This is a genomic window from uncultured Campylobacter sp. (assembly GCF_937921625.1).
Lineage (GTDB): Bacteria > Campylobacterota > Campylobacteria > Campylobacterales > Campylobacteraceae > Campylobacter_B.
This window is the reverse complement of the sequence record NZ_CAKZTI010000057.1, coordinates 18670-42940: the sequence shown is the minus strand read 5'-3', so window position 1 is coordinate 42940 and position 24271 is coordinate 18670. Positions and strand designations below refer to the sequence as shown.

General features: G+C 47.3%; 26 protein-coding genes. 10 read left to right on the top strand and 16 right to left on the bottom strand.

All coding sequences use genetic code 11. The annotated features are described in order from the left end of the window. The first annotated feature begins 6 nt into the window (after positions 1-6). The 4 genes from Q0101_RS09885 to Q0101_RS09870 are packed head-to-tail and all read left to right on the top strand — an operon-like array spanning position 7 to position 3340. On the top strand, positions 7-573 hold the full coding sequence (locus tag Q0101_RS09885) for a 4Fe-4S dicluster domain-containing protein (protein ID WP_177387548.1): 567 nt from the start codon (positions 7-9) through the stop codon (positions 571-573). Then, positions 566-1549: an NrfD/PsrC family molybdoenzyme membrane anchor subunit gene (nrfD, locus tag Q0101_RS09880; RefSeq protein ID WP_297945031.1), complete on the top strand. Its 984-nt coding sequence runs from the start codon at positions 566-568 to the stop codon at positions 1547-1549. The genes Q0101_RS09885 and nrfD overlap by 8 nt, the downstream gene beginning before the upstream one ends. A 26-nt stretch (positions 1550-1575) precedes the next feature. After that, positions 1576-2229 (top strand): response regulator transcription factor, encoded by a 654-nt coding sequence (locus Q0101_RS09875; protein ID WP_297945028.1) that lies wholly within the window; start codon positions 1576-1578, stop codon positions 2227-2229. Further along, the gene (locus Q0101_RS09870; RefSeq protein ID WP_297945025.1) at positions 2222-3340 is read left to right on the top strand and encodes a HAMP domain-containing sensor histidine kinase; all 1119 of its coding nucleotides are present in this window, start codon (positions 2222-2224) and stop codon (positions 3338-3340) included. Before Q0101_RS09875 ends, Q0101_RS09870 begins: the two co-directional genes overlap by 8 nt. A 90-nt stretch (positions 3341-3430) precedes the next feature. On the opposite strand, the gene Q0101_RS09865 is transcribed toward Q0101_RS09870, so the two are convergent. From Q0101_RS09865 to Q0101_RS09855, 3 genes are all read right to left on the bottom strand, one after another. Further along, positions 3431-4192, bottom strand: a complete 762-nt coding sequence (locus Q0101_RS09865; protein WP_297945023.1) for a hypothetical protein — start codon at positions 4190-4192, stop codon at positions 3431-3433. Between the two features lie 125 nt (positions 4193-4317). Beyond that, the gene (locus Q0101_RS09860; RefSeq protein ID WP_297894242.1) at positions 4318-5136 is read right to left on the bottom strand and encodes a cache domain-containing protein; all 819 of its coding nucleotides are present in this window, start codon (positions 5134-5136) and stop codon (positions 4318-4320) included. Then, the gene (locus Q0101_RS09855) at positions 5133-5504 is read right to left on the bottom strand and encodes an HIT family protein (protein WP_297881567.1); all 372 of its coding nucleotides are present in this window, start codon (positions 5502-5504) and stop codon (positions 5133-5135) included. The genes Q0101_RS09860 and Q0101_RS09855 overlap by 4 nt, the downstream gene beginning before the upstream one ends. Positions 5505-5666: 162 nt before the next feature. Here Q0101_RS09855 and Q0101_RS09850 point away from each other — a divergent pair, with 162 nt between their 5' ends. Then, positions 5667-6875 carry an MFS transporter gene (locus Q0101_RS09850; protein ID WP_297905081.1) on the top strand — a complete coding sequence of 403 codons (1209 nt, stop codon included), beginning with the start codon at positions 5667-5669 and terminating at the stop codon, positions 6873-6875. Positions 6876-7104: 229 nt separating this feature from the next. Here the strand turns inward: Q0101_RS09850 and Q0101_RS09845 are convergent, their stop codons facing one another. Then, on the bottom strand, positions 7105-7713 hold the full coding sequence (locus Q0101_RS09845; protein ID WP_297945019.1) for a YigZ family protein: 609 nt from the start codon (positions 7711-7713) through the stop codon (positions 7105-7107). A gap of 70 nt (positions 7714-7783) precedes the next feature. Between Q0101_RS09845 and galU the strand changes: the two genes are divergently transcribed. From galU to Q0101_RS09830, 3 genes are all read left to right on the top strand, one after another. Beyond that, entirely contained in the window at positions 7784-8620 is an 837-nt protein-coding gene (gene galU / locus Q0101_RS09840) for a UTP--glucose-1-phosphate uridylyltransferase GalU (RefSeq protein ID WP_297945016.1), read from the top strand. Then, positions 8607-9869, top strand: coding sequence for a glucose-6-phosphate isomerase (locus tag Q0101_RS09835; protein ID WP_297945013.1), 1263 nt, complete (start codon positions 8607-8609; stop codon positions 9867-9869). Before galU ends, Q0101_RS09835 begins: the two co-directional genes overlap by 14 nt. Positions 9870-10103: 234 nt before the next feature. Next, the gene (locus tag Q0101_RS09830; RefSeq protein WP_297945010.1) at positions 10104-10496 is read left to right on the top strand and encodes a VOC family protein; all 393 of its coding nucleotides are present in this window, start codon (positions 10104-10106) and stop codon (positions 10494-10496) included. 161 nt (positions 10497-10657) lie between these two features. On the opposite strand, the gene Q0101_RS09825 is transcribed toward Q0101_RS09830, so the two are convergent. The 10 genes from Q0101_RS09825 to Q0101_RS09780 all read right to left on the bottom strand — a co-directional run bounded on the left by Q0101_RS09825 (position 10658) and on the right by Q0101_RS09780 (position 19331). Beyond that, positions 10658-11374, bottom strand: coding sequence for a hypothetical protein (locus Q0101_RS09825; protein WP_297945007.1), 717 nt, complete (start codon positions 11372-11374; stop codon positions 10658-10660). Positions 11375-11496: 122 nt separating this feature from the next. Continuing rightward, the gene (locus Q0101_RS09820; RefSeq protein WP_297945004.1) at positions 11497-12543 is read right to left on the bottom strand and encodes a hypothetical protein; all 1047 of its coding nucleotides are present in this window, start codon (positions 12541-12543) and stop codon (positions 11497-11499) included. Between the two features lie 100 nt (positions 12544-12643). Beyond that, complete coding sequence (locus Q0101_RS09815; protein ID WP_297945002.1) at positions 12644-13639, bottom strand: hypothetical protein; 996 nt, start codon at positions 13637-13639, stop codon at positions 12644-12646. Beyond that, positions 13626-14141 (bottom strand): hypothetical protein, encoded by a 516-nt coding sequence (locus Q0101_RS09810; protein ID WP_297944999.1) that lies wholly within the window; start codon positions 14139-14141, stop codon positions 13626-13628. Before Q0101_RS09810 ends, Q0101_RS09815 begins: the two co-directional genes overlap by 14 nt. An 88-nt stretch (positions 14142-14229) precedes the next feature. After that, positions 14230-14721 carry a hypothetical protein gene (locus tag Q0101_RS09805; protein ID WP_297944996.1) on the bottom strand — a complete coding sequence of 164 codons (492 nt, stop codon included), beginning with the start codon at positions 14719-14721 and terminating at the stop codon, positions 14230-14232. Positions 14722-14755: 34 nt separating this feature from the next. Beyond that, entirely contained in the window at positions 14756-15238 is a 483-nt protein-coding gene (locus Q0101_RS09800; RefSeq protein ID WP_297944993.1) for a hypothetical protein, read from the bottom strand. Next, positions 15225-15893 (bottom strand): SDR family oxidoreductase, encoded by a 669-nt coding sequence (locus tag Q0101_RS09795; RefSeq protein WP_297944991.1) that lies wholly within the window; start codon positions 15891-15893, stop codon positions 15225-15227. The genes Q0101_RS09800 and Q0101_RS09795 overlap by 14 nt, the downstream gene beginning before the upstream one ends. A 342-nt stretch (positions 15894-16235) precedes the next feature. Continuing rightward, positions 16236-17495: a spore photoproduct lyase family protein gene (locus tag Q0101_RS09790; protein WP_297944989.1), complete on the bottom strand. Its 1260-nt coding sequence runs from the start codon at positions 17493-17495 to the stop codon at positions 16236-16238. Between the two features lie 73 nt (positions 17496-17568). Then, on the bottom strand, positions 17569-18042 hold the full coding sequence (locus Q0101_RS09785; RefSeq protein WP_297944986.1) for a hypothetical protein: 474 nt from the start codon (positions 18040-18042) through the stop codon (positions 17569-17571). Between the two features lie 104 nt (positions 18043-18146). Continuing rightward, positions 18147-19331 carry a hypothetical protein gene (locus Q0101_RS09780; RefSeq protein ID WP_297944983.1) on the bottom strand — a complete coding sequence of 395 codons (1185 nt, stop codon included), beginning with the start codon at positions 19329-19331 and terminating at the stop codon, positions 18147-18149. Between the two features lie 75 nt (positions 19332-19406). On the opposite strand from Q0101_RS09780, the gene uvrA reads away from it, so the two are divergent. Both uvrA and Q0101_RS09770 read left to right on the top strand, forming a co-directional pair. After that, a complete protein-coding gene (gene uvrA, locus Q0101_RS09775) occupies positions 19407-22253 on the top strand; it encodes an excinuclease ABC subunit UvrA (protein WP_297944978.1) in 2847 nt (948 codons plus the stop codon). 23 nt (positions 22254-22276) lie between these two features. After that, entirely contained in the window at positions 22277-23302 is a 1026-nt protein-coding gene (locus Q0101_RS09770; RefSeq protein WP_297944975.1) for a hypothetical protein, read from the top strand. Positions 23303-23478: 176 nt separating this feature from the next. On the opposite strand, the gene Q0101_RS09765 is transcribed toward Q0101_RS09770, so the two are convergent. Together Q0101_RS09765 and Q0101_RS09760 are read right to left on the bottom strand one after the other, a co-directional pair. Continuing rightward, on the bottom strand, positions 23479-23916 hold the full coding sequence (locus Q0101_RS09765) for a hypothetical protein (RefSeq protein ID WP_297901918.1): 438 nt from the start codon (positions 23914-23916) through the stop codon (positions 23479-23481). 10 nt (positions 23917-23926) lie between these two features. Next, entirely contained in the window at positions 23927-24262 is a 336-nt protein-coding gene (locus Q0101_RS09760; protein ID WP_297944972.1) for a type II secretion system protein, read from the bottom strand. Between the last annotated feature and the right edge of the window lie 9 nt (positions 24263-24271).

Genomic DNA, 24271 nt, shown 5'->3' with positions numbered 1-24271 from the left:
GCGGTTATGAAAAAACTCATAATGATTCACGACGAAAATTTATGTATAGGTTGCCAAGCCTGTTCGGTTGCGTGCAGAAACGAAAACGGCGTACCGAGCGGCGTTTATAGGCTGCAAGTGCACGGCAAAACAAGCGGCGTTTTTCCAAATTTAAAGCTCGATTATTCGCGCGCCAGCTGCGTTATGTGCGAGGATAGCCCCTGCGTGGACGTCTGCCCTACGGGAGCGAGCTTTAAAACCAAAGACGGCGTAACGCTCATAGACGAGAGGCTTTGCGTCAGCTGCAAATACTGCATCCTGGCCTGTCCTTACGACGCTAGATTTGTCGATCCTATCACTCACGCTATCGGCAAATGCACCTTTTGCTATACGAACCGCACAAGCAAAGGTTTGCAGCCTGCCTGCGTAAGCGTGTGTCCGACCGACGCTTTGGTTTTTGGAGACGTAAACGACGCAGGCTCAGGGGTAAACAAGCTGCTAGCCAAAACGAGCGTAGAATATCCGAAAGCGTATCTAAACACCAAACCGCGCCTAGCGAATATCAAAAACAAAAAAGGAGGACGCTATGAATAATATGTGGGGCGATATGAGCCAATATTCTGAAATTTACTGGCCTTGGCCGATTGCGATCTATCTATTTTTGGCGGGTCTTAGCGCGGGAGCGACGATGGTAGCGCTTTTAGTCAAATGGAACCGCCACGAAAGCGAGCAAAATTCTATCTGGGACGCGATGATTAGAGCGGGCGCGATCACGGCACCGCTTACGATCTGCGCGGGGCTTTTGCTTTTGATCTTTGATCTGGGCAAGCCTCTTACCTTCTATCTTTTGCTGATCAAATTTAACTTCGGCTCTGTAATGAGCCTCGGCGTGGCGGCTCTTTTAATCTACGTGCCGCTCAGCTTTGTATTTGCGCTGTGTGTGTTCGGCGAAGAAATTTGCAAAGAAATTTGCAAATTTAAGCTATTTGCATTCCTGCGCTCTATCGTAAATTTACTAAGCTCATTCGCCAAAGCTTCCAAACTCTTCGAGCGGGCTTTATTTATCCTTGCTCTTTGCGTGGGCGCATATACTGGCTTTTTGCTAAGCGCGGTGATGAAAATTCCGCTTTGGAATACTCCGGTGCTGCCGATTTTATTTTTGCTATCGGGCTTTTCCAGCGGCATCGCGGCGAGCATTTTAGTTGGACTTCTGTTTTTTAAAGGCTCGTTAAACAAAGATAGCATAAAATACCTTTTGGTGCTTGATCTGCGCGCGATACTCTTTGAGATTCCGCTTTTGTTCATTCTATTTGTCGGGATGTATTTTGAGGGCGGCACTAGCGCGCTCGCGGCACAGCAGGCTTTGACGCACGAGGTTTACGGCAAAATTTTCTGGATCGGTGTTTTAGGCACGGGGCTCATCGCTCCGATCATCATCGCCTTTACGGCGTTGAAAAACCACGCCTACAAGCCTGCGTTTATAGTTTTAAATTCTTTCGTCGTGCTTTGCGGCGTCATTCTGCTTCGCTACTTCGTTGTATATGCGGGGCAAATTTGCACGGGAGCGTAGTCTCGCTCCCGATTTAGGGAGTGGGTTTGAAAATTTTACTTTTAGAGGACGATTTTGAATACAGAAGCAGCGTAAGCGAGTATCTCACGGAGCTCGGCTACGAGGTGGACGAATGCGAAAGCGGCGACGCAGCCTGCGATAAAATCGCCGCAAATGCTTACCACTTGCTGATTTTAGACATTAAGGTGCCGGAGGTTTCGGGCGAAGAGGTGCTGAAATATGCGCGAAACCTCGGTCTTAATACTCCCGTAATGATGATGACCTCGCTCGGCGACATCGACGATTTAAGCCAGTGCTACGAGCTTGGTTGCAACGAATATCTAAAAAAGCCCTTCCACCTAGCCGAGCTTAAATTTAGAGTAAGCGAGCTGATGCGAAAGTATTTCGGCGACGAAAAGGGCGCCGTCAAGATCGCGGATAAATTTCACTACTTCGCAAATTTAAAAATTTTAAAGCGCGCGGACGAAGAGATATCGCTAAGCGCCAAAGAGATCAAAATCATAGAATTTCTACTCGCCAATATCAAAAGGTTCGTTAGCGTAGATGAACTCATCGCCGACGTATGGGACGGCGAAGCGGGCAGCGTCGATGTGCGCGTGCATATCAGCAACCTCCGCTCCAAAACGAGCAACGACTTCATCCTCTCCAGCCGCGGACTCGGATATAAGATAAATGCTTAAAGGGTTTAAATTTACGCTTTTTAGCGCGATTTTCATCATCGGCGCCTTTATAAGCGAGAGTCTTTATATCATCTATTTAAATTCCAAAATCGAGGAGAGCGCCGACGTCGCCGAGCTGATACAAAAAAGCAGCGAAGCCCTAGCCGGCGCGGATCTGAATCTAAAAGACGAGCTAATCTACGACTACGCGATCCTAAATGCAAATGGCGAAATTTTAAGATCAAACCTAAGCGTGCAGCCGCCGGATTTTGCATTTATCACGCTGAAATTCGGCGGGCGAGTGTTTTTTAAGCGCCATTTTCTACATGAGGGCAAGCTATATTTTTTCGTCATCTCAAAAAAGATAAGCTATGCCAAGATAGAATTTATCGCGATCTCCACGATCTTTATCACGATTTTCGTAGCGCTCATCATCGCGCTGTTTAACTACAAAATCATAAAAAATTTCTACGCGCAGCAAAGTAACCTCATCAAGGCGTTTTTCAACGACGCGATGCACGAGCTAAAGACCCCTCTGGGCGTCGCGCTCATCAACACCGAGATGCTTGGGCTGCGCGACAAACACACGGCGCGAATAAAATCCGCGCTTAAGCAGATGGTAATTACTTACGAGGACGTAGAATACTTCATCAAAAGCGGCAAGATGAGCTTCAAAAGCCGCCGCATCGATATGAGCGAGTTTTTGAGCGCTAGGATAAATTTCATCTATCTGGTCGCAAAAAGCAAAAACATAAGCTTGCAATCGCGAATAGCGCCAGATGTGAGCGTTTTTATGGACGAAACCTCGCTAATGCGCCTCATCGACAACACTCTAAGCAACGCCATAAAATACTCTCGCCCTGGCGGCAAAATCATCATCGGGCTGGAAAAAAGGGTGAGCATAGCGGTCTTTAGCGTGCAGGATTTCGGCATCGGCATAAAGGATACGAGCGCGATCTGGGAGAGATACTCGCGCGAAAACGCAGCTCTTGGCGGATTCGGTCTCGGGCTAAACATAATCGATAAAATTTGCAAGCGCTACGGCATCGCAAAAAGCGTCAGCTCGAAGCTTGGCGAGGGCAGCACCTTTTGCTACAAAATCCCGCTGTTTAAGCAGAAGCTTTTGGACTAAAACGGTGCGTTAAATTTGGGCGCAAATTTTAAAATTTAGAAGTGAAATTTCGCGGCTAGGGCTTTTTAAATTTTGTTTTAGCGCGGCTTTTCAGCCGTCTTTTGCCTCTCTACTACCTAAATAATATTCTTTCAATGGATAATTTAGATTTCCGCAGTTGTCCAGCTCAAAACCCTGTTTTATATCAAACGACGCCCTGTTTCTTTCCTGATAATATTCTTTGATTTTTTCAGAAAAATTCATTCTATCAAATAGGTATTCGGAATGATTGCGTTGTATATAATTTTTATAAATTAAAACAAACTTATCTAACAATATATGAATATTTGGTCCTTTGTAAGCGCCGTCTAGAATAATTATCGGTCTATCAAACCCGGCACTCATATCATTTAAATTTATCTTTATATATTTCTTTGGGTCGGTTTTTTTAGCCTTTAATTTATTCATAAAAATTTCCTCAAACGTCTCATTATTATCATGATGCGTTTTTAATATTTCAAACCAATTCGATAAATTTATACCTTCCAATTCATAATACGTAAGTTCATATTTGCTGCGCCAGGAACTGCCATAGGCATAGGTCCTATAATCATTGATCATTTGTTCTAGTTTTAACTCATAATCCAAATACTGCCCTATTGCTCTTTTATACAGCTCCTCTTTGGGTAAAATCCTATCCTCTTTTAGGCAATATCCTTGCTTGTATTTGTTGTAATCGGGGAGGGAAACTACGGCGAAGCCTCGCGAGGTGGAGTAATCTGGAATTATGCGAATAAATACGGCGCAAAGTAGCGCCGACAGAAGCAGCGCGCCTGCTAGCGCTTTAAATTTAACGGATTTATAAAATTTCATACCGACGCTCCTTTTAAAATTTAAAATTTCAGCGCAAATTTCCGCGATCTTGCGATTAAATTTAAAACGCTGCGCTACTGCGATAAAGCAGGCAAGCGACAGGCGCCTAAATTTAAATCCCGCCGCTAGCCTTCGCGGTGCAGAATTATATAGCCCAGCTTCGTGCCGTTTTCGTCCGAAAACGCCCTCACGTAAAAATAGTGGCCGTCCTTTTTGATAAAGCTCTGCGCCCCAAAATCAAGCGTCGCCAAAATCGACAAAACGTCGTAATCCGGCGCGCTATTTACGACGATAAAGTCCTTGATAACGCCTATTTTATCGTAAAAGCAGTCGGTCTCGAACCTCTTATCTACGAGGATAAAAATATCGTTTCCCATGCGGTTGATCTGCGCGATGACATGCTCGAAATCGAGCATTATCTCGGCGCTTCCGATAAATTTACCGTCGCTAAAAACAGGCGAAATTCCGCGCATAAAAACCCCGCATCGCCCCATCTCCACAAGCGCTTTAGGAAGCAGGCTCTGGCGGATCTGCAAAAGCGAATGGCGAAAGGAGCTCAGATCGTCGTTGTAAAATTCGTCGCTCCAGCTTCTGGCCAGGCTTCTGGTATTTTGCGTATGAAAATGTATCTTCACGCCCGTATAGAAGGGCACCGCACTCAAAATGTCTTTGTATTTTTTCGTCACATCCATACACTCGCCGTGTTTGCCGCTCTCAAAGCAGCGCACCACGTCGCTGTTCTGCGATAAAATCAGCGAGATCGCAAAGGCGTTTAGCTTCTCTTCATCGACGATCTTTTCAAAAAGACTCGCGCTAAAATCGAACTGCTGCTTGATTTTTATCTCGTTTTCCTCGCTTTTAAAGCGCAGGTAAAACGCAAAGGTGGCGACGCAGCAAGCAAGCGCGAAAAGGCTTAGGTATTTTTTGGAGCGCGCGCCTATCATCTAAATTCCATTTTTAAATTTGCCGCTAAAATTTCTGCAAATTCGCTAAATTCCGGCAGATCGAGTTTGCCGTTTCGCATCTTTTTTCCCCAGACGGACTCAGGGAAAAAGCTGTCATTTTTGAAGCGCGCCTGGACGTGAAAATGCACGCGCGGCACGTAGTTGGCGAAGCTTGCGATGTTGATCTTATCGGGCGCGTAAAACTCCCGCAGGCTCTTTTCGCACTGAAGCACAGCGCGCCACAGATGCGCCAGCGTCGCCTCGTCGCAGTCGCTAAGTTCCTTAAATTTCGCCTTCGTAAAGACCTTTACCCACGGCACTTCGTGCTCCTCGCGCTCCACGTAAATCATCTCGTCTTCGTAAATCATCGCTTCTCCTTGAAAATGGAATTTTAATGCAAAGCCCATTAAAGCTCGGTAAATTCCTCTTACATAAATAATATACTAAAATACATTAATTAAATATATCTATAAAATCTCGATATACTCGTGATTTTTATGCTATAATTCTATTTTTTAAAAGGAATATATATGAAATCAGTTTGGGTAATGATCCTATGCGCCGCGGCGATTTTGATGATTACGATGGGCATTCGTATGTCATTAGGTCTTTTCGTGCAACCTATAATGCAAGCAAATTCCCTATCCATCGCGCAAGTAAGCTTTGCGATGGCAACTACGCAGCTGGTATGGGGCTTTTCGCAACCTCTTAGTGGGATACTTGCAGACAAGCTCGGTGCCTACGTCGTGCTGTTTTGGGGCAGCGTGCTTTTGGCGATTAGTTGCACTCTTGTGCCGTTATTTAGTAGTGAAAGCGCGCTTGTATTAACGATGGGTTTTGGGCTTGCACTGGGGCTTGGCGCGGGTAGTTTTCCGATTCTAATGAGCCTAATGGCAAAGCGCCTGCCATTTTCTATCCGCTCGGTTGCTAGCGGAGTGCTAAATGCAGGCGGCTCGTTCGGGCAGTTTTTATTTGCGCCGATGATTGGGTTTTGTATCGCAACGCCTGCTTTGGGATACGGCGGCGCATTTTTTACGCTCGCAGGGCTAAGTCTGCTAATTCTGCCGCTTGCGAGACTTTTAGCAGGCGGTAAAATTTTATTTGGCGAGCAAACCAGCCTGCATGAAGAAGATAAGCGCAGCTTAGGCGAAGTTCTGCGTTTGGCACTGCGCGATAAAAGCTATATTTTGATAAATTTAAGCTTTGCTACGTGCGGTTTTCACGTAGCATTTTTAGTGACGCACCTGCCTAGCGAAGTAGCATTAAGCGGGCATGGCGCGCAGGTAGCGTCCTTTTCGCTCGCACTGATTGGTATCGCTAACATCGTAGGCAGCTTATTCGTAGGCTGGTGTGTTTCCAAAGTGCGATGTAAAGTCATTTTATTTTGCATATATGCCCTGCGTATCGCTCTTATTGGTGCTTATGTGCTCTCGCCCAAAGATAGCCTTACGTTTTATATCTTCAGCGTGGGATTAGGATTTACCTGGCTAGCGACCGTACCGCCTACTGCGGCTGCCGTAGGTAAGCTGTTAGGGACGCGATATTTAGCAAGCCTATTTGGATTTACGATGCTTTCGCATCAAATCGGCGGATTTTTTGGCGCATATATCGGAGGTCTTGCAGTGCGGGCATACGGCGCGTATGATTATATGTGGTATTTGGATATGACGTTAGCGGCTATTGCAGCTCTGCTAAGCCTGCCTGTGCGTGAAGCTAAGATGAAGCACGTTAAATTTTAAAAATTTTATGGGATTTTGAAATTTACGGACGGAATTTTCGCAAAATTTTGCAAGCTAAATTACGACGAAATTTTGAAATTCTTAAAATTTTAAAATTTATCGGATTTTATGTTTCGCACTATGAAATTTCACTTTAGCTTTAAAATTCCGCTACGATAAAATGCAAAATCCGTTTATGCTTTCAAATTTAGCTGAGACGAGATTTTAAATTTTATAGAATTTTGAAATTTTAAAATTTCGGCTCGTGCAGCATTTTAAGAGCCGGCGCGAGAGCATCTGCAAAGCCTTTAAATTTTTCAAATTCCTCCGCGCTAAGCTCCGCGCTAAACTCCGCTCCCGCAGCGCCGAAACTCGCCTCATAAACAAAACCCGATTTTTTAAAAAAATGTTCAAATTTAGCCACCGCCGCAAACGGCACGAAAAACGCGCACTTCTTACGCAGCACGAATTCCACTAACTCTGCGGCGTCCGTAGCCGCGTCTATCGCGGCATTTGCGCTACTAGCGTATGCGCGCACGAGCCCGCCCGTGCCTAGCTTGATGCCGCCGAAGTAGCGCACCACGAGCACCGCGGCATTAATTAGCTCGGCGCCGCGAAGCGCGTTTAGACACGGCGCACCCGCGGTCGATTTGGGCTCGCCGTCGTCGCTCGAGTTTTCTACGATCTGCCCGGGCTCATTCAGCGCGCGATACGCCCAGACGATATGCCGCGCCTTGGGATGCTGTTGCCGCAACTGCGCACGCAGCGCCTCAAAGCTCGCTATCGGCGCGAGATAGGTGATGAAGCTTGATTTTTTGATCTCCTGCGTGGCGCTGATCTCTTTTTCAATCGTTTTCAAGGCTTTCCTTTGCGGAATTTTATCTTTTTTGCATTATAATAAAAGTTCAAAAAAAGATCAAAGGAGCTTCATGATCCAGACCTGTTTATTTCCCGCGGCGGGCTACGGCACGCGCTTTTTGCCCGCGACCAAATCGCTACCAAAAGAGATGCTTCCGATCCTTACCAAGCCGCTGATTCACTACGGCGTGGACGAGGCGCTGGAAGCGGGCATGGACAATATGGCATTCGTCACGGGTCGCGGCAAGCGCGCGCTAGAGGATTATTTCGACCGCAGCTACGAGCTGGAGGATCAAATTTCAGGCAGCAGCAAGGAGTATCTGCTCGACGAGATCAGGGCGCTTATGAAGCGCTGCACCTTCTCTTTCACGCGCCAAGAACAGATGAAGGGGCTCGGCAACGCGATTTATACGGGTAAAATTTTAATCCGCGACGAGCCTTTCGGCGTGGTGCTAGCAGATGATCTGTGCGTGAACGAAAAGGGCGAGGGCGTGCTTGCGCAGATGGTTAAAATTTACGAAAAATACCGTTGCAGTGTCGTTGCAGTAATGGAGGTGCCGCCGCAGGACGTAAATAAATACGGCATCATCGCAGGAAAGAGCATCAGCGACGATCTGATAATGGTCTCGGATATGATAGAAAAGCCCGAAGCTAGCGAGGCTCCGTCGAGCTTAGCCATCATCGGGCGCTACATCCTAACGCCTAATATTTTCGATCTCATCGAGCAGACGGCGCCCGGTAAAAACGGCGAGGTGCAGATCACCGACGCGCTTTTAAAACAGGCTCAAAACGGCGTGGTGATCGCGTATAAATTTAAAGGTACTCGCTTCGACTGCGGCTCAGTAAAAGGCTACGTGGAGGCGATCAAATATTTCTACGAGCGAGAATTCGGCGATGGTAAAAAATGAGCTGTTTTTCCCACCGGCAAAAGAGGGCGCGCTAGAGGAGGTAGCGGCAAAGATCCGCGCCGAATACGAAAGCGGCGAGATAGGCTACTACCGCTTGCCGCAGCAAGGCGCGGGCGTAATAGCACGGGCGGAGGAATTTTTTAGCGCACGAAGCTACGACGGGGTCGTGCTTTTGGGCATCGGTGGCTCCAGCGTGGGCGTGCGGGCGCTTTATGAGATGCTGCGTCCGCGCGTAAGAAAGAATTTGCGCTTTGAAATTTTGGATAATCTCGACGGACACAGTGTAAACCGCGCGCTTGAAGGGTTAAATTTCGCTCGCACGATTTTCATAGTATCCTCCAAATCGGGCGGTACGATCGAGACGATCTCGCTTTTTAAAGTGGTTTTGCAGCGTTTTGGAATTTCAGATTTAAAGACGCTAGCAAAAAATTTCATCTTTATCACCGATGCGGGCTCGCCGCTTGATATCTTCGCGCGCGAGCACAGCGCCTGCGTGATAAATATGCCTGCTAACGTAGGCGGCCGTTTTAGCGTGTTAAGTGCGGTAGGGCTAGTGCCTGCAGTTGGGTTAGGTCTTGATGCAAGCGCGATGTTGCGCGGGGCTGCCGTCGCAAAAGAGCGGTATCTGGATGAAATTTTAGCAGGCGATCCCGCTAAAATCGCGGAGAATAAAATTTTACGAAAAGCCCATCACTACGCCACGCACAAAAGTGCGAAAATCAACATCCTTTTTAGCTATGGCGACGCGCTGCGCGCATTGGGTGAGTGGTATGTGCAGCTCTGGGCGGAAAGCCTAGGTAAAAAGATCGGCTTTAGCCGCGAGGGACTTACTCCTGTAGGGCTTGTAGGCTCGCGCGATCAGCACAGCTTCCTTCAGCTCATAATGGACGGCGTAAAGGATAAGACCGTGACTTTCTTAAAGCTCACGGACAACGGCACTACAGACGCGGTACCTAGTATCAGTCTGCAAGGCCTTGAGGGCTGTGACTTCGTAAACGGCATGCGACTGGGCGAGGTGCTAAATCTTCAGTGCGATGCTACGCTGCAAGCCGTGCTAAACGAGGGTATCAGCGTCGATCTTATCGAGGTTTCGCGGCTTTGTGAACAGAGCATGGGCGAGCTATTTTACTACTTCGAGCTGCTAACCAGCGCTACTGGAGCGATACTGGGCGTCAGCACTTACGATCAGCCGGGTGTCGAGGTGGGCAAGAGAATTTTAAAATCGCTAGTTTTGAAATCGCGAGATTAGAATTTGCGGCGCTAGCTAGACGGAATTTCGTCGGGTCAAATTTTACTAAAATAAGATTTTGCTCGCTCCCTATTTTACTTAGGCTAAATTTTATAATTTTAAAATTTACGCCGCGAAATTTTGATTTCGCGCTATGAGCATTTGGAATTTTGTCGCAAAATTTCACGGCAGAATTCCAAGATTGCACCGCGAGGCGTAAAAATTTTGCGACTTGCAAGCGCACAGGGAGATGAAATGAAAATCAAAGGGATCGATCACTTCGTCCTAGTTACGGAGGATCTGCAAAAATGCGTGGAATTTTACGAAGGGATTTTGGGCTTAGAGCATGTTTGCGAGGGCGGCAAACACAGCCTGCGTTTCGGCTCTTCAAAGATCAATATCCACACCTGCGCGGGCGAGTTTGCGCCGTTTGCAGCGCGTCCTAGTGTAGGCTCGGCGGATTTTTGCCTCATCTGCGAAGATCAAAGTGCGCAGCAGCTCAAAACGGAGCTTGAAAGCAAAGGGGTGCAAATAGAGCTTGGCGTCGTGCCTCGCACGGGCGCGCGCGGCGCTATGCAAAGTATCTATCTGCGCGATCCTGACGGCAATCTCGTAGAGCTCGGCGTATATGAAAGCGGCGATGATTAGCGCGTAAATTTTAAAGGCAAAATTTCAAGCGGAGCGTTAGAATTTAAATTTTTTAAATTCTATTTTTCATTAAAGATCGATATTCTGCGGATTAAATTGTTTATCCCGCGGTACGCTAATTATGTATCGTTTGTATATTTTTTAAACCTTATCTTTTGTTTTTAGAATTTCATAAATTTGTTCATTTTATTCACTATTATTTTTGCAATATCATAAGGCGGTTTCCAAAATAAATATCCCTCTGTAATATCTATATTTAGCGTATCCAAGAAATATTTTTGCAGCTCATCAAACTCCTTTTTATTATTGATCGTAAATACTTCGGAATCGGAGCCATTGCATATCAATAATTTATCACAAAGCAAGAACCTAACGGTTTTCTCAAATAGAATATAGTAGATAAATTTAATAATGGGCATCAGCAATAAGCCCATAATTATAAAAATAAACATATAAAATTTAAAGTTGTATAATGCCACGACGATCATTATAAATAAAACTAAAACACAAAATTTAATTTTCACATCAAATGGCGCAAAATTGGGAATCATATAAGCATATCTGTAAACGGAGATATTTTTTAACGATATCTCTTTTTCGCATCTGGTTTTATTTTTAAATTCTATTTTGTCCTTCATAAAGGTTATCGTTTTTTTGCTATTTATAAAGCTCGCTGCGTATATAAAGAAAAATGCGGTGCCATAACCTAGCAATATTTTCATATAAAACCTAAATTTATACTCGCCGTCAAAATTCTGTATCAAAGAACAAATTAATAAAATTCCAAGAGCTATCAGCCAAAACAGATCATCTAGCTTTTTTATAACTATCGGGTATTTGTCGTAATCTCTGGCTTTTTGTTTATTATAATTTTCCATTATTTCAAGCCCCTCTTTAAAAATAGATATAAATTTGTAATAGCTTAATCGACAAAAGACTTTTATATACGTTGCCTGACTCTTTCTTCGCGACCTCTTTCCTCGTCATTTTATCCTCCTCGTTAGATAAACAAATAATCTTTCTTAATGTTATTTATATTTACGCTTTTTCGTAAAAAATATTCTTTAATTTCATCATAAATTTTTTGATTATAGAGATAAACGAGATAATATCTTGGATAAACGGGTTTGCTCCTAAACCATCTGCCGTATGAGGGGCGTGCGATCCTAATAAACGGCAAAATTCTAAACCCTTTTAAATTCCTATTTATAAACAGATAAAGTATTAAATTTAATAAAAATCCGAATAAATATGTAAAGAATACCGCTATAAAAAATATATTCCACCATGTTACGCACATAAAAATAGCGATAAAGTATAAAAATATCTTTTCAGATTTTCCTATCTCATATAAACTTGCCAAAATTCCGATAGAGAAATTTAAAGATAAAGCGTTTTTGTCAATTTCGCAGCGTTTTTCAACTAAGTCGTCGCTAATAAATTCTATATAATTGTTTGTAAATTTTATCTCTTGTCTAGGGCAGATTACGGTAAATATGGATATTATAACCGTAGATAGTAAAATAATGAATAAAATAGCAAAATACTGAACTATGTCGATATCATCATGATTTATAAAATCTATAATTAAAAACGCATGTAGCGTAGAGATCGGCAATAATAGGACTAAAAACGAATATACAAAAAATTTTTCATAATTTTTGATTGCTATCGGCTCTTTGTCGTAATCTCTAGCCTTGGAATTCTGCTGCAAAGAGCCGCTATCATCCGAGATAAAATTTTGCGGCTCTGCGTTGTTTTCAAAGGCAGAATACTGAGCCGCTTTGGCTTCTAAATTTAAATCGTTAGTAGCGGAATTCGGTGCTTTGGAATTCGGAGGTTCAGAATTCAGGATTTCAAAATTCGAGGCTTCGAAATTCAAGGTTCTAGAATTCGAAACTTCAAAATTAAAGGTTTCGGAATTCTGGATTTCAGAATTTTGGGCTTTAAAATTTTCGCCGTTAGAATTTTGTTCCAAGCCCCGCTTAGACTCTTGATGCCGCTTTTGTAGTAGCTTTCTTAATTCCTCAAGCCTGCTTTGATCCATTTGCCGCCTTTAAATTTGATGGACGCGCCATTTTATAGCGCCACCGCTTAAAGCTCATTAAATTTTACCGCTCGCCCGCTATGCGCCGTTTGATCAAAATTTAGCCTTCATATCTTTGCAGCGATTTTTTATATGTTTTTGCCGCCGCGCAGCCCGCGCTCAGATATACCTCGAACTCCTCGCTAGTAAGCCTGCGCGGCTCATTCGCAAGCCTCGCCGCAGCCGCTATACCCGTCGCACAGCTAGCGCTTGTACCGAAATTCGCTTCATTTACGATCTCGCCTCGTCGGATTCGGTTGCTAAAGCCCGCTGCATGCGCTATTTTCGGCGCATACTTTAAAGAAAAGCTTAAATTTCGCGTTTGCAGATTTAAAATTTTACCCATGCATTTGCGCGGACCCGCGATAAAATCGCCATTTTGTATGAGCGGGGCGACGGCAGAGCCGAGCTGGCCGCTCTCCGCCGAGCCGGGTAAGCAGCCCGCCAAAAGCTCTGCGCCGCTTAGGACGCGCAGGCTTCGCACCAAAATCCCGCCGCCGCTTTGCGGGACGCTGCGAAACGAAATGTCAAAGCCGAAATTGTGAAAGAATATCTCGCCCGCCCGCGACGTGCGCTTGTAGGTGTTGCGATCCGCGCCCGTAAAATACGCCTCGATCTCCGCAAAGGCGAATTCCGCGCCGCTTACGCAAAGCACATAGTTTTGCAGCAGATCGCGCATGAAATTTTCGATCTTCGTCTGCGCTCGCTCGGCGTCGAACTGCGCCTGCGGCGGCTCGTCACCGAACGCAAGCGCTTGTCTGACGCCCGGCTCCGACTGCGATGGACGGACGTTAAATTTTAAGTATGCTTGCTCGGCATTAAACAGCGGCTCGGCATTAAATTTTAAAATTTCAGCTTGCTGCGCACCGCTAAAATATGCCTGTTTGCCGCAAAATTCCACGCCGCCTTGTAATTTTAAGGGCTTGTCGCCGCTCCCGTCTCTCGCGCTTCCTGCAAGTTTATGATTTTTTGAAGCGAGCTTTGAGCCCGCCGAAATTCCAAACTCCGCCGCGTCGATTTTTGAGAAAAATTTTTCTAAATTTTCATCGCCCAGCATTTTGCTCTTCCGTAGAATTTCCTTCGCGCTTTATCGAGCTCGCCTTGTTGCCCATAGTGTCGGATTCGCCGTTGTTTGCCTTGGCGCGCGTTAAATTTCTCTCGCCGTCTGTTGTGTTCGTATCACCTCGCACTAAATTACCGCCGCTACTTGTCGTATTTGTTTCGCCGCCTTTAAAATTTGGAGCTTCGCAACGATCTACACCTAAACGCTCGAAATAATATCTCTCTCGCTCACCTAAGTTTTCCACTCCCCTTTCGCATACGCGCTTGATATACGCCTTGCTAGGGTATCTAAGCCGATTGAGCGCCAATTCACTACCCGCGTCTGCGCGCTTTATCAGCTTGGCGATGCAGGCATCGTCCTCTTCACTATTTGCGATATAATCCCATACGCCACAGTATCTATCACTGCCCAGCGTCGTAATCAAAAAATAAACCCAAAGCAGGATTATGGCGATCGATATGCTTCCTTTTATTTTTAAAGATCTCTTTTTTACCATGTTTTTCCTTGAGTAATAAATTTTAACTCATTTTTTCACAAATTTGACCAACGGCATAAAATTTACGATATCGCCCTCAAGGCTAATCTTATTGCCCAGCATTTTGCTCTTCCGTAGAATTTTCTTCGCGCTTTATCGAGCTCGCATCGCTGCCCACAGTATCGGCTTCGCCGTTGTTTGCCTCGGCGCGCGTTAAATTTCCCTCGCCGCTCGTTGCGTTCGTATCGCCTCGCGCTAAATTACCGCCGCCGCTCATCGTACCTGCTTTTCCGCCCTTTGATTTGGGCGTTTTAAAGCCAAAATTCTCACAGCGATCTCCTCGAAAATCTTGGAAATAATATCTCTCGCGCTCGCCTAAACTTTCCACCCCTTTTTCGCACACTCGCTTAATATACGACTCATGCGGATACCTTAGTCTGTTTGCCGCTAGTATATCGTCGGCATCCGCTTGCTTTACTAACTTAGCGATGCAAGCATCGTCTTCTTCGCCATAGCCCAAAAATACCTCTCTTACATTGCAACACGAGCCGCTGATTTTTATATATAGGGCGCACAGAATAATAACTCCTACAATTAGCAAAAAAATTTGACTTTTACTGGCTTTCAATTTCGCTTTATCGCCCGACATTTGACCCTCCCGCAGAATTTATATCGCGTTTGATTACGCCTGTTTCATTGCGGACTGTATTCGCACCTTCGCGCGTTAAATTTCCGTCGTCCATTGCGTTCGTATCGCCGCTCGTCGTATTTGCTTCGCCGCCCTTTGATTTGGGCGTTTCAAAGCCCCAAGCTTCGCAGCGATTTTGGATGTAGAGCTCAAAATAATATCTTTCGCGCTCACCCAAGCTCTCCACTTCCTTTTTGCATGTGCGCTTGATATACGCCTCTTGCGGATATCTTAGCCGATTTGCCGCATATATATTACCCGCGTCCGCTCGTTTTATCAGCTTAGCGATGCAGGCATCATCCTCCTCATCATGCCTGCCTGAAAAAAATTCTCTCGCGCTACAATACCCGCCGCTACCGCTTACAAACGCGGCATAAATAATAATAAGCGCCAAAACTAACACAAAAACATGACTTTTACCGATTTTCAAGCTCGCCTCCTTCGCGATTAAATTTTGATTTTTTCCGCAGATTTACGATTTGCGGGCGGATCGTAAACTCGCTCACGTTAGACTTCGTGCGCAGAATTTGCAGCGTAAAATTTGCGATCTCCCCCGCATCCACGAAGCTAGCCTCATCATCTGTAGGCTCGAAGCTCAAATCCTCGTAAAACGGCGTTTTGGTGACATCGGGGTTGATGCAGCTTACTCTGATCTGCTTGCGCGCCTCCTCGAAAAGGCAGAGCAGAAACGCCCGCAGCCCCGCCTTGCTCGCGCTATAAACCGCGCTAAAGCGGCTAGATCGCAGCGCCTCGATCGAGCTAATGCCGATGATATGGGCGCGGTTGCGCTTTAAATTCGGCAAAAGCGCCCGCGTGATGATGATGTTTGCGGCAAGATTTACGTTTAAAATTTTTAAAATTTCACTCTCGCTCATCGCCTCAAGCGGCGCAAATTTCGCCGTACCCGCGCATAAAATCAGCGCGTCAATACCTTGCGCCGCAGCCAGCGCGCGGCACTCCTTCGCTAGCGCGTCCGTATCCTCAAAGCGCGAGGCCAGCGTTAAAATTTCATAGCCGTTTTGTCGCAGAAGCTCCGCAACCGCGCTGCCGATACCGCCGCTTGCGCCCGTGATCAATGCTTTCATCTTTTCTCCTTTAAATTTTAATGCCGCTTCGGCGCGTTAAATTTAGCGCGCCGAGTAAATTTCCCTACGCTAAATTTACATGACGCGCTGTATTTGCCGCTAAATTTGCGCGGTTGAAACAGTCCGCGCCGCGACCTGCGCTGGGTAAAATTTTAAATTTAACCCGCAGACTTCTTGCTGCGCCGCCGCTTTGTAAAATTTCATCGACGCTCGCTGTGCCCGCCCGCACGATTTATAAAATTCAATTTTATAAAGCCGGGCATGCCGCTAAATTTCGCGCCGTATTCTCGTCGCCGCATGCGAGCCGGCATAGGCCGCGACGTCTGCGGCAAACAGCCGCATCTAAGGCTGCCGTATCTTTGCGAAATACGCCGCCTTCATCGCCTCCTCAAACGCGTCGTTGCTTTCGTACTCGCAGCCCAAAACCTCGTGCCATAGGCTCGCATCCTCCATACAGAGGTAGAAAAACACCCGCTCGCGCCACGGTGAAAGCGCGTCCGCGGCAAATTTAAAAAGCTCGCGCTTGATCTGCAGCGGGTAGGACAGCTTGCCGTTCGCGTCCGCAAGGGGCATCTGCAGAATTTTGCTCCGCAGCCCGCGAGAGCGCAGCTTCTTGACGACGGGCTTGATGAAGGTAAGCGTGCCGAGCGAAATCATCGCGACGCCGCTTGGATCAAAGCTGCGCAGTAGCCGCTCAAAAAGCGCGCCGTAATCACTCCGCCACCCCTCGTACCAAACCATCGGGTGAAGGTGAAAGCCCACCAAAATGCCGCGCGCCGCGAGCGCTTCGGCTGCCGCCAGCCGCGCATCCAGGCTTGCGCTTAGATGCTCCTCGTTTGCAATGATCGCGGGCGTATTTAGCGAAAAGGTGACGATGAGGTTGCGCGGGATCTCGCGCTGCAGGAAAAACTTAATATTGTTCGACTTACTTTTAAGCTCCAAAATCACGTTTTCATGCCGCGCCGCAAAATCGCATAATGCGCTTAAAATGCCGAAGCGATCGCCCCACATAAGCGAGTCGGAGCTCTGACCCGTGCCGATGTGGTAGCTGCGCGCGGGATCGAGCCGCAGCCGCGCTAAATTTGCCGCAAAATTCTCGTCAAAGCCGATTTTCCCGTGCTTGTAAAAGGAGCCGATCGCGCAATACGAGCAGTCAAAGCCGCACGAATTGACCGCATCGAGCGTCAGCAGATTGCAGCAGCGCGTGTTTTCGCTCGCCACCGGACAGCGCCCCAAAGCGATGCGGTCCGCGCGAAAGGATGAAATTTCAAATTTTTTTGGCGTGTAATCGCTTTTGAAGCTTGCATACGAGTGCGGGCGCGACTTTAGCTCAAGCCAAGCCTCGCGCACGAAATTAAAAATTTGCTCGCCGTTTGGGACTTTCCCTGCTTTATTAAAATTTAGCTCGCACCGCTCGCTCGCAAGTAGCTCATAAACGGGCGTCTCGCCCCACGCCTCAAAATCGCTCGCAAACTCCGCAAGCTGCTTTTTTTGCTGAAATGAAAAGTGAAATTTCTCAAATAGCGCGCCCAAAAACGCGCTTGATCGCTCGCTCAGATTCACGCCAAACTGCGTGCCTAGCTCCTTTTTCGCCTCCGTCATCTTGCTCCGCTTCGTTTAAATTTTGCAAATTATACTTAAATTTCGCGCGCCGTCACTGAAAATCGTTGAAATTTCAGATCGCGCCGCAGAATAGTCGCTCGAAATAGAAGGCGTAAGCTAGCGTAATAGCGACGTTTAGGATCAAAATTCCGCCGAGTATGAGCTTTTGCGGGATTTTTTTGACGCCCGTTCGGTAGTAATACGGCAGGGCGCAGAAAAACGCGGGCAGCACGAGCAGAGCGATACCTAGCGGCACGCCGCCGACGCCTATCTCAGCACTGCGCACAAACTGCGCCATGGCGGGGAATTTATGAATGGCGAATATGGCCGCTGCAAAAAGTAGCTGCACGCAGACGCAGTAAAATAGGTAGCGCACGCCTATTAGGGCGTCTTTTAGCCATAGCCCGATACAGAAAAATACTAGCAAAAGAGCTAAAAAGACCAACAAGGGCGGATCCGCGAACATATCCGCCGCGGCATACGCGCAAGCCGCGATGCATGCGCACGCCAAGAGGGCAAAATACAGATAAGAGTCTTTTATTTTCATCGTTTCTCCTGCGCCTCCGCAATACCTTCAAATTCCGCGTCGTATTTGGCGTATGAAGCCAAAATTTCATCTCTCGGCTCGGTTTTTTGCATACGCTCTCGTGGTTAAATTTTGCTCTTTATTGCGGCGCGGATTTGCGGCAGGCGCGCCTTTACGAGCTCATAGACGAAGCTTTTACAAAGCCGCTCGTCGCGCAGATTATCGCTTACGATCTTCATCATCGCCCACGGCACGCCCGCGCGCTCGCAAGCACCCACGAAAAGCGCGCTCTCCATATCGTAAAGCCTGATACCGCGATTTGCACGCTCGCGGGTAGCGCCTTTTGCCGTGCACGGCGCATTTTGTGCTGCTCGTGCTGCGGTATTCATCGAGACGCTGTGCCCGCCTACCGCGATTTGTGAGAGTTTTACGCTCGCTAAATTTTGCGCCTCGACCTGCGTCGCGCTTTGTGTTGCGGCCCGCACCGCGTCGTGCGTGAAATTTTTTGTATCTGCTGCATCGTTCATTCCTTGCGTTACGGCTTGTGCGTTTATCTCGCCGCATACTTCGATCGCTGCGATATTTGCTGCGCTCGCCTGCTCCGCCGCGTTTAAAATTTTAGGCTCGCTCACGCAGATTAAATTTGCCCGCAGCTTGCCGTCCAAACTCGCGCCGTAAAATTCCAACGAGCCCATATCGTGGAATTTCTGCTCGCAAACGTTTTGAAATTTTAGAGCCTGCGCGCTGTGCCCCATCGCCCGCGAGCTGTAAAGCTCCGATCCGTCCTCGCCGCAAAATTCCTGCACTGCCGTGCCGTCAAAGTAAAACGCCTCGCTGATTTGCACATTTGTATCCTCGCAGCCGCAGACGCCTATGTTTAGCGCAAAGTCCACGCGCCGCGAAAGTAAAATTTCACCGAAGCGCTCTGAATTCTGCGCGGAATCAAAATTTAAAATTTTAAAATTTTCAGCCGCATTTTGCGCAAAGCCAGCTTCTGCATCGACGCCGCAGAGCGCGCCCGCGTCCAAACGATACTTAAATTTTGCGTCCGCGCCGCGCCGATCCTCACGGAGCTCGCGCCCAAATTCCGCACCTGTATCGGCACTGCAAACAAATTCTGCGCCGGGTTTGCTCTTAAATTCTGTTTTTATACCGCCTGCAACGCCCGCTTCAAATTTAGCCCCAAACCTCACGCCGCAGATGTATAGAAGCATCTGCTCGCCTGCGAATAGATCGCCGCCGCGAGTAAGTTTAAAACTCTCGATTATCGCTTGGGCTTCGCAGCGCAAAGCCGTGCAGATTAGTATCATCGCCGCCCCTTCCAAAAGCGCAATTTTAACAATTTGAGCTATAATGTAAGATTAATTTGGCACAAAAGGGCGAAAATGAACGATCTCATCACCATCACGGGCGCGCGCGAGCACAATCTGAAAAATATAAATTTGCAAATTCCAAAGGACAAACTCGTCGTTTTTACCGGTCTTAGCGGCAGCGGCAAGAGCACGCTGGCGTTTGATACGCTGTATGCCGAGGGGCAGCGCAGATACGTCGAGAGCCTAAGCAGCTACGCGAGGCAGTTTTTAGATCGCGTAGGCAAGCCTGACGTCGATAAGATCGACGGTCTGACGCCTGCGATCGCGATCGATCAAAAAACGACGTCGAAAAACCCGCGCTCGACGGTCGGCACGATCACTGAAATTTACGACTATCTGCGCCTCTTATATGCGCGCGTGGGGGTGCAGCACTGCCACAAATGCGGCAAGCCGATCTCAAAGATGAGCTCCAGCGACATCATCGCCGAGATTATGAAGCTGCCGCGCGGTGCAAAGGTGATCTTGGGCGCGCCCTTGGTGCGCGAGAAAAAGGGCAGCTTTGCCGATATGTTGCAAAGCTTGCGCGAGCAGGGCTACGTGCGCGCTCAGATCGACGGCGTGCTGGTGCGACTAGACGAGGAGATCGAGCTAAGCAAGACGAAAAAGCACTCGATCAAGGTCATCATCGACCGCACGACCATCGACGAGGAAAATTCCATTCGCATCGCAAGCGACGTCGAAAAGGCGCTCAAGCTCAGCTTCGGCGAGCTTGAGGTGGAGATCGCAAACGCCGCCGAGCTTGGGCTTGCGCAGAGCCTGATCCACTACAGCGAGCATATGGCGTGCTTTGATTGTAAAATTTCATTCAAGCCGCTCGAGCCGCTCGCGTTTAGTTTCAACTCCCCAAAGGGCGCGTGCGAGAGCTGCGACGGGCTAGGGATAAAATTTAGCCTCGATCTGGGCAAAATCATCAACGAAAATGCCTCGATCGAGGGCGGCGCGATCAAGGTGATGTCGGGATTTAACAAGAGTTATTACTATAAATTTCTGCTCGGGTTTTGCGAGGCAAACGGCATAAACGTTAAAATCCCGTATGCAAACTTAAGCGAGGAGCAAAAAAAGCTGATTCTCTACGGCAGCGTCAAAGAGATCGATTTTTACTGGAAAAAACACAAGCTCGTGCGTAAATTTGAGGGCGCGATCAAATACGCCTACGATCTGCTCAAAAACGAAAGCGATCTGGACGATTATATGAGCGAAAAAATCTGCCCAGACTGCGGCGGGTTGCGCCTACGCCCCGAAAGCCTAGCCGTAAAGGTCGCAGATAAGGGCATCGGCGACGTGATAAATATGAGTATCGCAGACTGCGTGGAATTTTTCAGCGACGAAAAGCGGTTTTCAAATTTAAGCGAAAAGGACGCGCAGATCGCTGCGCCGATCCTAAAAGAGATCAACGAGAGGCTGTTTTTCTTAAAGGATGTGGGGCTTGGATACCTCACGCTGGGGCGCGATGCGCGCACCATCAGCGGCGGCGAAGCGCAGCGTATCCGTATCGCAAGCCAGATCGGCTCCGGTCTTAGCGGCGTGATGTACGTGCTTGATGAGCCTAGTATCGGGCTTCACGAGCGCGATACGCAAAAGCTCATCAAGACATTGCGAAGCTTGCAGGAAAAGGGAAATTCCGTAATCGTCGTCGAGCACGATAAAAAGACGATCGAGGCGGCGGATTTTGTCGTGGATATCGGCCCAGGAGCGGGTAATCTAGGCGGCGAGGTCGTATTTGCTGGGGACGTCGCGCATCTGCTTAAAAGCAATACGCAAACCGCGCTGTATCTGAATAACCAAAAGGAGATAAACTACCAAAAGCACCGCAAGCAGGAGCTTTGGCTTAGCATCAAAAACGTAAATATCAATAATATCCACGGCCTTTGCGCAAAATTTCCGCTGCGAAATTTAGTCGGCATCACGGGTGTTAGCGGCAGCGGCAAGAGCTCCTTGGTGCTGCAAACCATACTGCCTACCGCGCTTGAGGAGCTAAATCGCGCCAGAAAAGTGCACGCGGTAAAGGGCGCTAAAATTTCCGGGCTTGAGAGCCTGGATAAAGCGATCTATCTGGATCAAACCCCGATCGGACGCACCCCGCGCAGCAACCCCGCGACCTACACGGGGGTGATGGACGAGATCCGCGCGCTTTTTGCCGCGACGAAGGAAGCGCAGCTGCGCGGATACAAGATCGGCCGCTTCAGCTTCAACGTCAAGGGCGGGCGCTGCGAAAAATGCGCGGGCGAGGGCGAGATCACGATCGAGATGCACTTCCTGCCCGATATCAGCGTCGTTTGCGACGTATGTCACGGTACGAGATACAACGCGCAGACGCTTGAAATTTTATACAAAAACAAAAGCATAGCCGACGTTTTGGCGATGAGTATCGACGAGGCGCTCGAGTTTTTTAAAGCAGTGCCTAAAATTTATCAAAAGCTAAAAACGCTCGCGGACGTCGGGCTCGGCTACGTTTCGCTCGGACAGCCCGCCACGACGCTTAGCGGCGGCGAGGCACAGCGCGTCAAGCTCGCCAAGGAGCTAAGCCGCACCGATACGGGCAATACGCTCTATATCCTAGACGAGCCCACGACTGGGCTTCATTTTGCAGACGTAGATCGCCTGGTAGCGGTGCTGCATCATCTGGTCGATCTGGGAAATTCCGTCTTTGTGATCGAGCACAATCTGGACGTCATCAAAAACTGCGATTATATCATCGACATGGGGCCCGAAGGCGGCGAGGGCGGCGGACAGATCGTCGCTTGCGGCACCCCAGAAAAGCTCGCGAAAGATTTTAAAAAGACAGGTAGCTACACGGGGGAATTTTTGGCGCAGGAGCTAACGGCGATGAAGAGCGCGAGGAAAAATAAGCGAGGTTAAAACGCCTTATCCGGAGGGCAAGAATGGATCAAAGCAGGCTTGAGGAATTAAAAAGGTTACTACAAAAGCGACATCAAGAGCCGAAGCGGAGCTTGGAGCAAAATTCTAACGGCAAAAATTCTAAAGCCCCAAATTCTGAAATCCAGAATTCTGAAGTCTCAAATTTTGAAGTTTCGAATTTTGAAGCCCGGAATTCTGAACCTCCGAATTTGGAATCTTTGAATTCCAAAGCTCCAAATTCTGCTAATGATGCTTTAAATTTAGAGGCCAAAGCGGAGCAGAATTCTGCCTGTGAAAACAACGCAGAGCAGCAAAATTTTATCTCGGATGATAGCGACTCTTTGCAGCAAAATTCCAAAGCCAGAGATTACGACAAAAATCCGCTAATCATCAAAGATCATACTTATTATGACTATATGAAATACTCTATAGTTCCTACTATGGTAGGCTTGTTAATAGCGCTTGCATTTGCCACTATCGTAAATCCCATAAACATTAAAATGTTTCGCCTCCTTCCTTTGGTCTTGGTAATATTCGTAACAAATTTTATGAATAGAGACGGCGCATACTTCGTGTTTTATAACGATAAAATTTTATATTACAATAAAAATAAGATTCGTAAAACGTTCGAGATAAATACAATCGGCGCTATGGCTTTAAGCTTTGACTGGAGATGGAGCTGGAAACAAAAAATACCTATTTATATAAAGGTCTTTCTTGTTCTTTGGTTTTTACTCGGCTGCTATACGACGGGAGAGCCGATCAATGGCGTGGCGATAATTTTTACTTTTTGCTTTTCCATTTTAACTACCAAAGCCTATATGCATCTGCTTAACGGTAGCCTTAGTTTTTTCGGTCTTCACGATCAGCTTGTGCTTTATAAAGAAAACGCTGAGGTCGAGATACTAAATATTCTGATGGCAAATAAAGAGGAGTATCTGCAGCTGAGAGATTATTTTATGCAAACGATGCAAAAAGATATAAACAATCTTCAGCGCACGATGTCGATTTTTAATGAAAAGATAGAATTTAGAAAATTTAAATTTTAAAGGAGCATGTTATGGAGCAAATTGAGAAGGCAAGGAAAATTTTAGCCATTGCGGCTAGATAACAGAATTTCACGCAACAAATTCCATCCCGCGATACGGCGGAATGGAATTTGAAAGCAGCTCATTCGTAGCGAGTAAATCTAAAACAGAATTTTAAAATTTAAATCCCAAAGACGCTAGCCGTTGTATCCTAAGCGGCGCATATTTGCGCACGCGTCCTTGTAGCCGTAATAGCACGAGATGCGGTATAGATCGATGGCGTTGAATTTATTCTGCTCCACGCCCTCACCTTTTTCAAACATCGCTGCGAGCTTCTGGCAAGCAGGGAAGTTTTGGGAGAGCGTGCATGCGGCATTGTAGGCGTTGGCGGCAGAAGCATAGTCGTGCTTGGAATACATAGAATCCGCAAAATTTAAACACATCGCGCCATTGCCGTTTTTGCACGCATCGCTTTGCACGACGCTGCCTTGCAAGTTCATCGGGCGGATTCCGTCTTGGACATCGGCGAAAGAATACTTGCCGCTTTTTGGCGCATCGACTGCGCTTTTTGGTGCGTTGCTTACGCAGCCTGCTAAAAACACCCCGGCGGCGATCAAAGCTAGAATTTTTTTCATATTTTGCTCCTTAATTTTTTGAAATTTGGCGACCCAAAACATAATAGGTCTCTTTGCCCGCGACTTTCTGTAGTTTGAGCTTAAATTTTTCCGACCAAGCCCTGATGATCTCCTCAACAGCGGTCTTGCGCTCCTCGTTTGTAGCGTCGTTTTTAATCTTAAAATATGGGTTTGAATTCGACATCGCCACATGCGCACCGTAAATTTTAAGCTTATCGTTCAGCCCCACGATGCGATCAAGCTCGTTATCCTCAAAATCACACTTCGATAAAATTCCTCGCAGCTGCGCTACCGTCGCGTCGTTTACGCTATATCCTAGCGCTAGCAAAATTCCATCTTCACTCATTCTCATCCT

What these genes read in the sequence shown, in the direction of transcription:
- Q0101_RS09885 (WP_177387548.1), top strand. Translation starts at nt 7, where the DNA reads ATGAAAAAACTCATAATGATTCACGACGAAAATTTATGTATAGGTTGC.
- nrfD (WP_297945031.1), top strand. Translation starts at nt 566, where the DNA reads ATGAATAATATGTGGGGCGATATGAGCCAATATTCTGAAATTTACTGG.
- Q0101_RS09870 (WP_297945025.1), top strand. Translation starts at nt 2,222, where the DNA reads ATGCTTAAAGGGTTTAAATTTACGCTTTTTAGCGCGATTTTCATCATC.
- Q0101_RS09865 (WP_297945023.1), bottom strand. Translation starts at nt 4,192, where the DNA reads ATGAAATTTTATAAATCCGTTAAATTTAAAGCGCTAGCAGGCGCGCTG.
- Q0101_RS09860 (WP_297894242.1), bottom strand. Translation starts at nt 5,136, where the DNA reads ATGATAGGCGCGCGCTCCAAAAAATACCTAAGCCTTTTCGCGCTTGCT.
- Q0101_RS09855 (WP_297881567.1), bottom strand. Translation starts at nt 5,504, where the DNA reads ATGATTTACGAAGACGAGATGATTTACGTGGAGCGCGAGGAGCACGAA.
- Q0101_RS09850 (WP_297905081.1), top strand. Translation starts at nt 5,667, where the DNA reads ATGAAATCAGTTTGGGTAATGATCCTATGCGCCGCGGCGATTTTGATG.
- galU (WP_297945016.1), top strand. Translation starts at nt 7,784, where the DNA reads ATGATCCAGACCTGTTTATTTCCCGCGGCGGGCTACGGCACGCGCTTT.
- Q0101_RS09835 (WP_297945013.1), top strand. Translation starts at nt 8,607, where the DNA reads ATGGTAAAAAATGAGCTGTTTTTCCCACCGGCAAAAGAGGGCGCGCTA.
- Q0101_RS09830 (WP_297945010.1), top strand. Translation starts at nt 10,104, where the DNA reads ATGAAAATCAAAGGGATCGATCACTTCGTCCTAGTTACGGAGGATCTG.
- Q0101_RS09825 (WP_297945007.1), bottom strand. Translation starts at nt 11,374, where the DNA reads ATGGAAAATTATAATAAACAAAAAGCCAGAGATTACGACAAATACCCG.
- Q0101_RS09820 (WP_297945004.1), bottom strand. Translation starts at nt 12,543, where the DNA reads ATGGATCAAAGCAGGCTTGAGGAATTAAGAAAGCTACTACAAAAGCGG.
- Q0101_RS09815 (WP_297945002.1), bottom strand. Translation starts at nt 13,639, where the DNA reads ATGCTGGGCGATGAAAATTTAGAAAAATTTTTCTCAAAAATCGACGCG.
- Q0101_RS09810 (WP_297944999.1), bottom strand. Translation starts at nt 14,141, where the DNA reads ATGGTAAAAAAGAGATCTTTAAAAATAAAAGGAAGCATATCGATCGCC.
- Q0101_RS09795 (WP_297944991.1), bottom strand. Translation starts at nt 15,893, where the DNA reads ATGAAAGCATTGATCACGGGCGCAAGCGGCGGTATCGGCAGCGCGGTT.
- Q0101_RS09790 (WP_297944989.1), bottom strand. Translation starts at nt 17,495, where the DNA reads ATGACGGAGGCGAAAAAGGAGCTAGGCACGCAGTTTGGCGTGAATCTG.
- Q0101_RS09785 (WP_297944986.1), bottom strand. Translation starts at nt 18,042, where the DNA reads ATGAAAATAAAAGACTCTTATCTGTATTTTGCCCTCTTGGCGTGCGCA.
- Q0101_RS09780 (WP_297944983.1), bottom strand. Translation starts at nt 19,331, where the DNA reads ATGATACTAATCTGCACGGCTTTGCGCTGCGAAGCCCAAGCGATAATC.
- uvrA (WP_297944978.1), top strand. Translation starts at nt 19,407, where the DNA reads ATGAACGATCTCATCACCATCACGGGCGCGCGCGAGCACAATCTGAAA.
- Q0101_RS09770 (WP_297944975.1), top strand. Translation starts at nt 22,277, where the DNA reads ATGGATCAAAGCAGGCTTGAGGAATTAAAAAGGTTACTACAAAAGCGA.
- Q0101_RS09765 (WP_297901918.1), bottom strand. Translation starts at nt 23,916, where the DNA reads ATGAAAAAAATTCTAGCTTTGATCGCCGCCGGGGTGTTTTTAGCAGGC.
- Q0101_RS09760 (WP_297944972.1), bottom strand. Translation starts at nt 24,262, where the DNA reads ATGAGTGAAGATGGAATTTTGCTAGCGCTAGGATATAGCGTAAACGAC.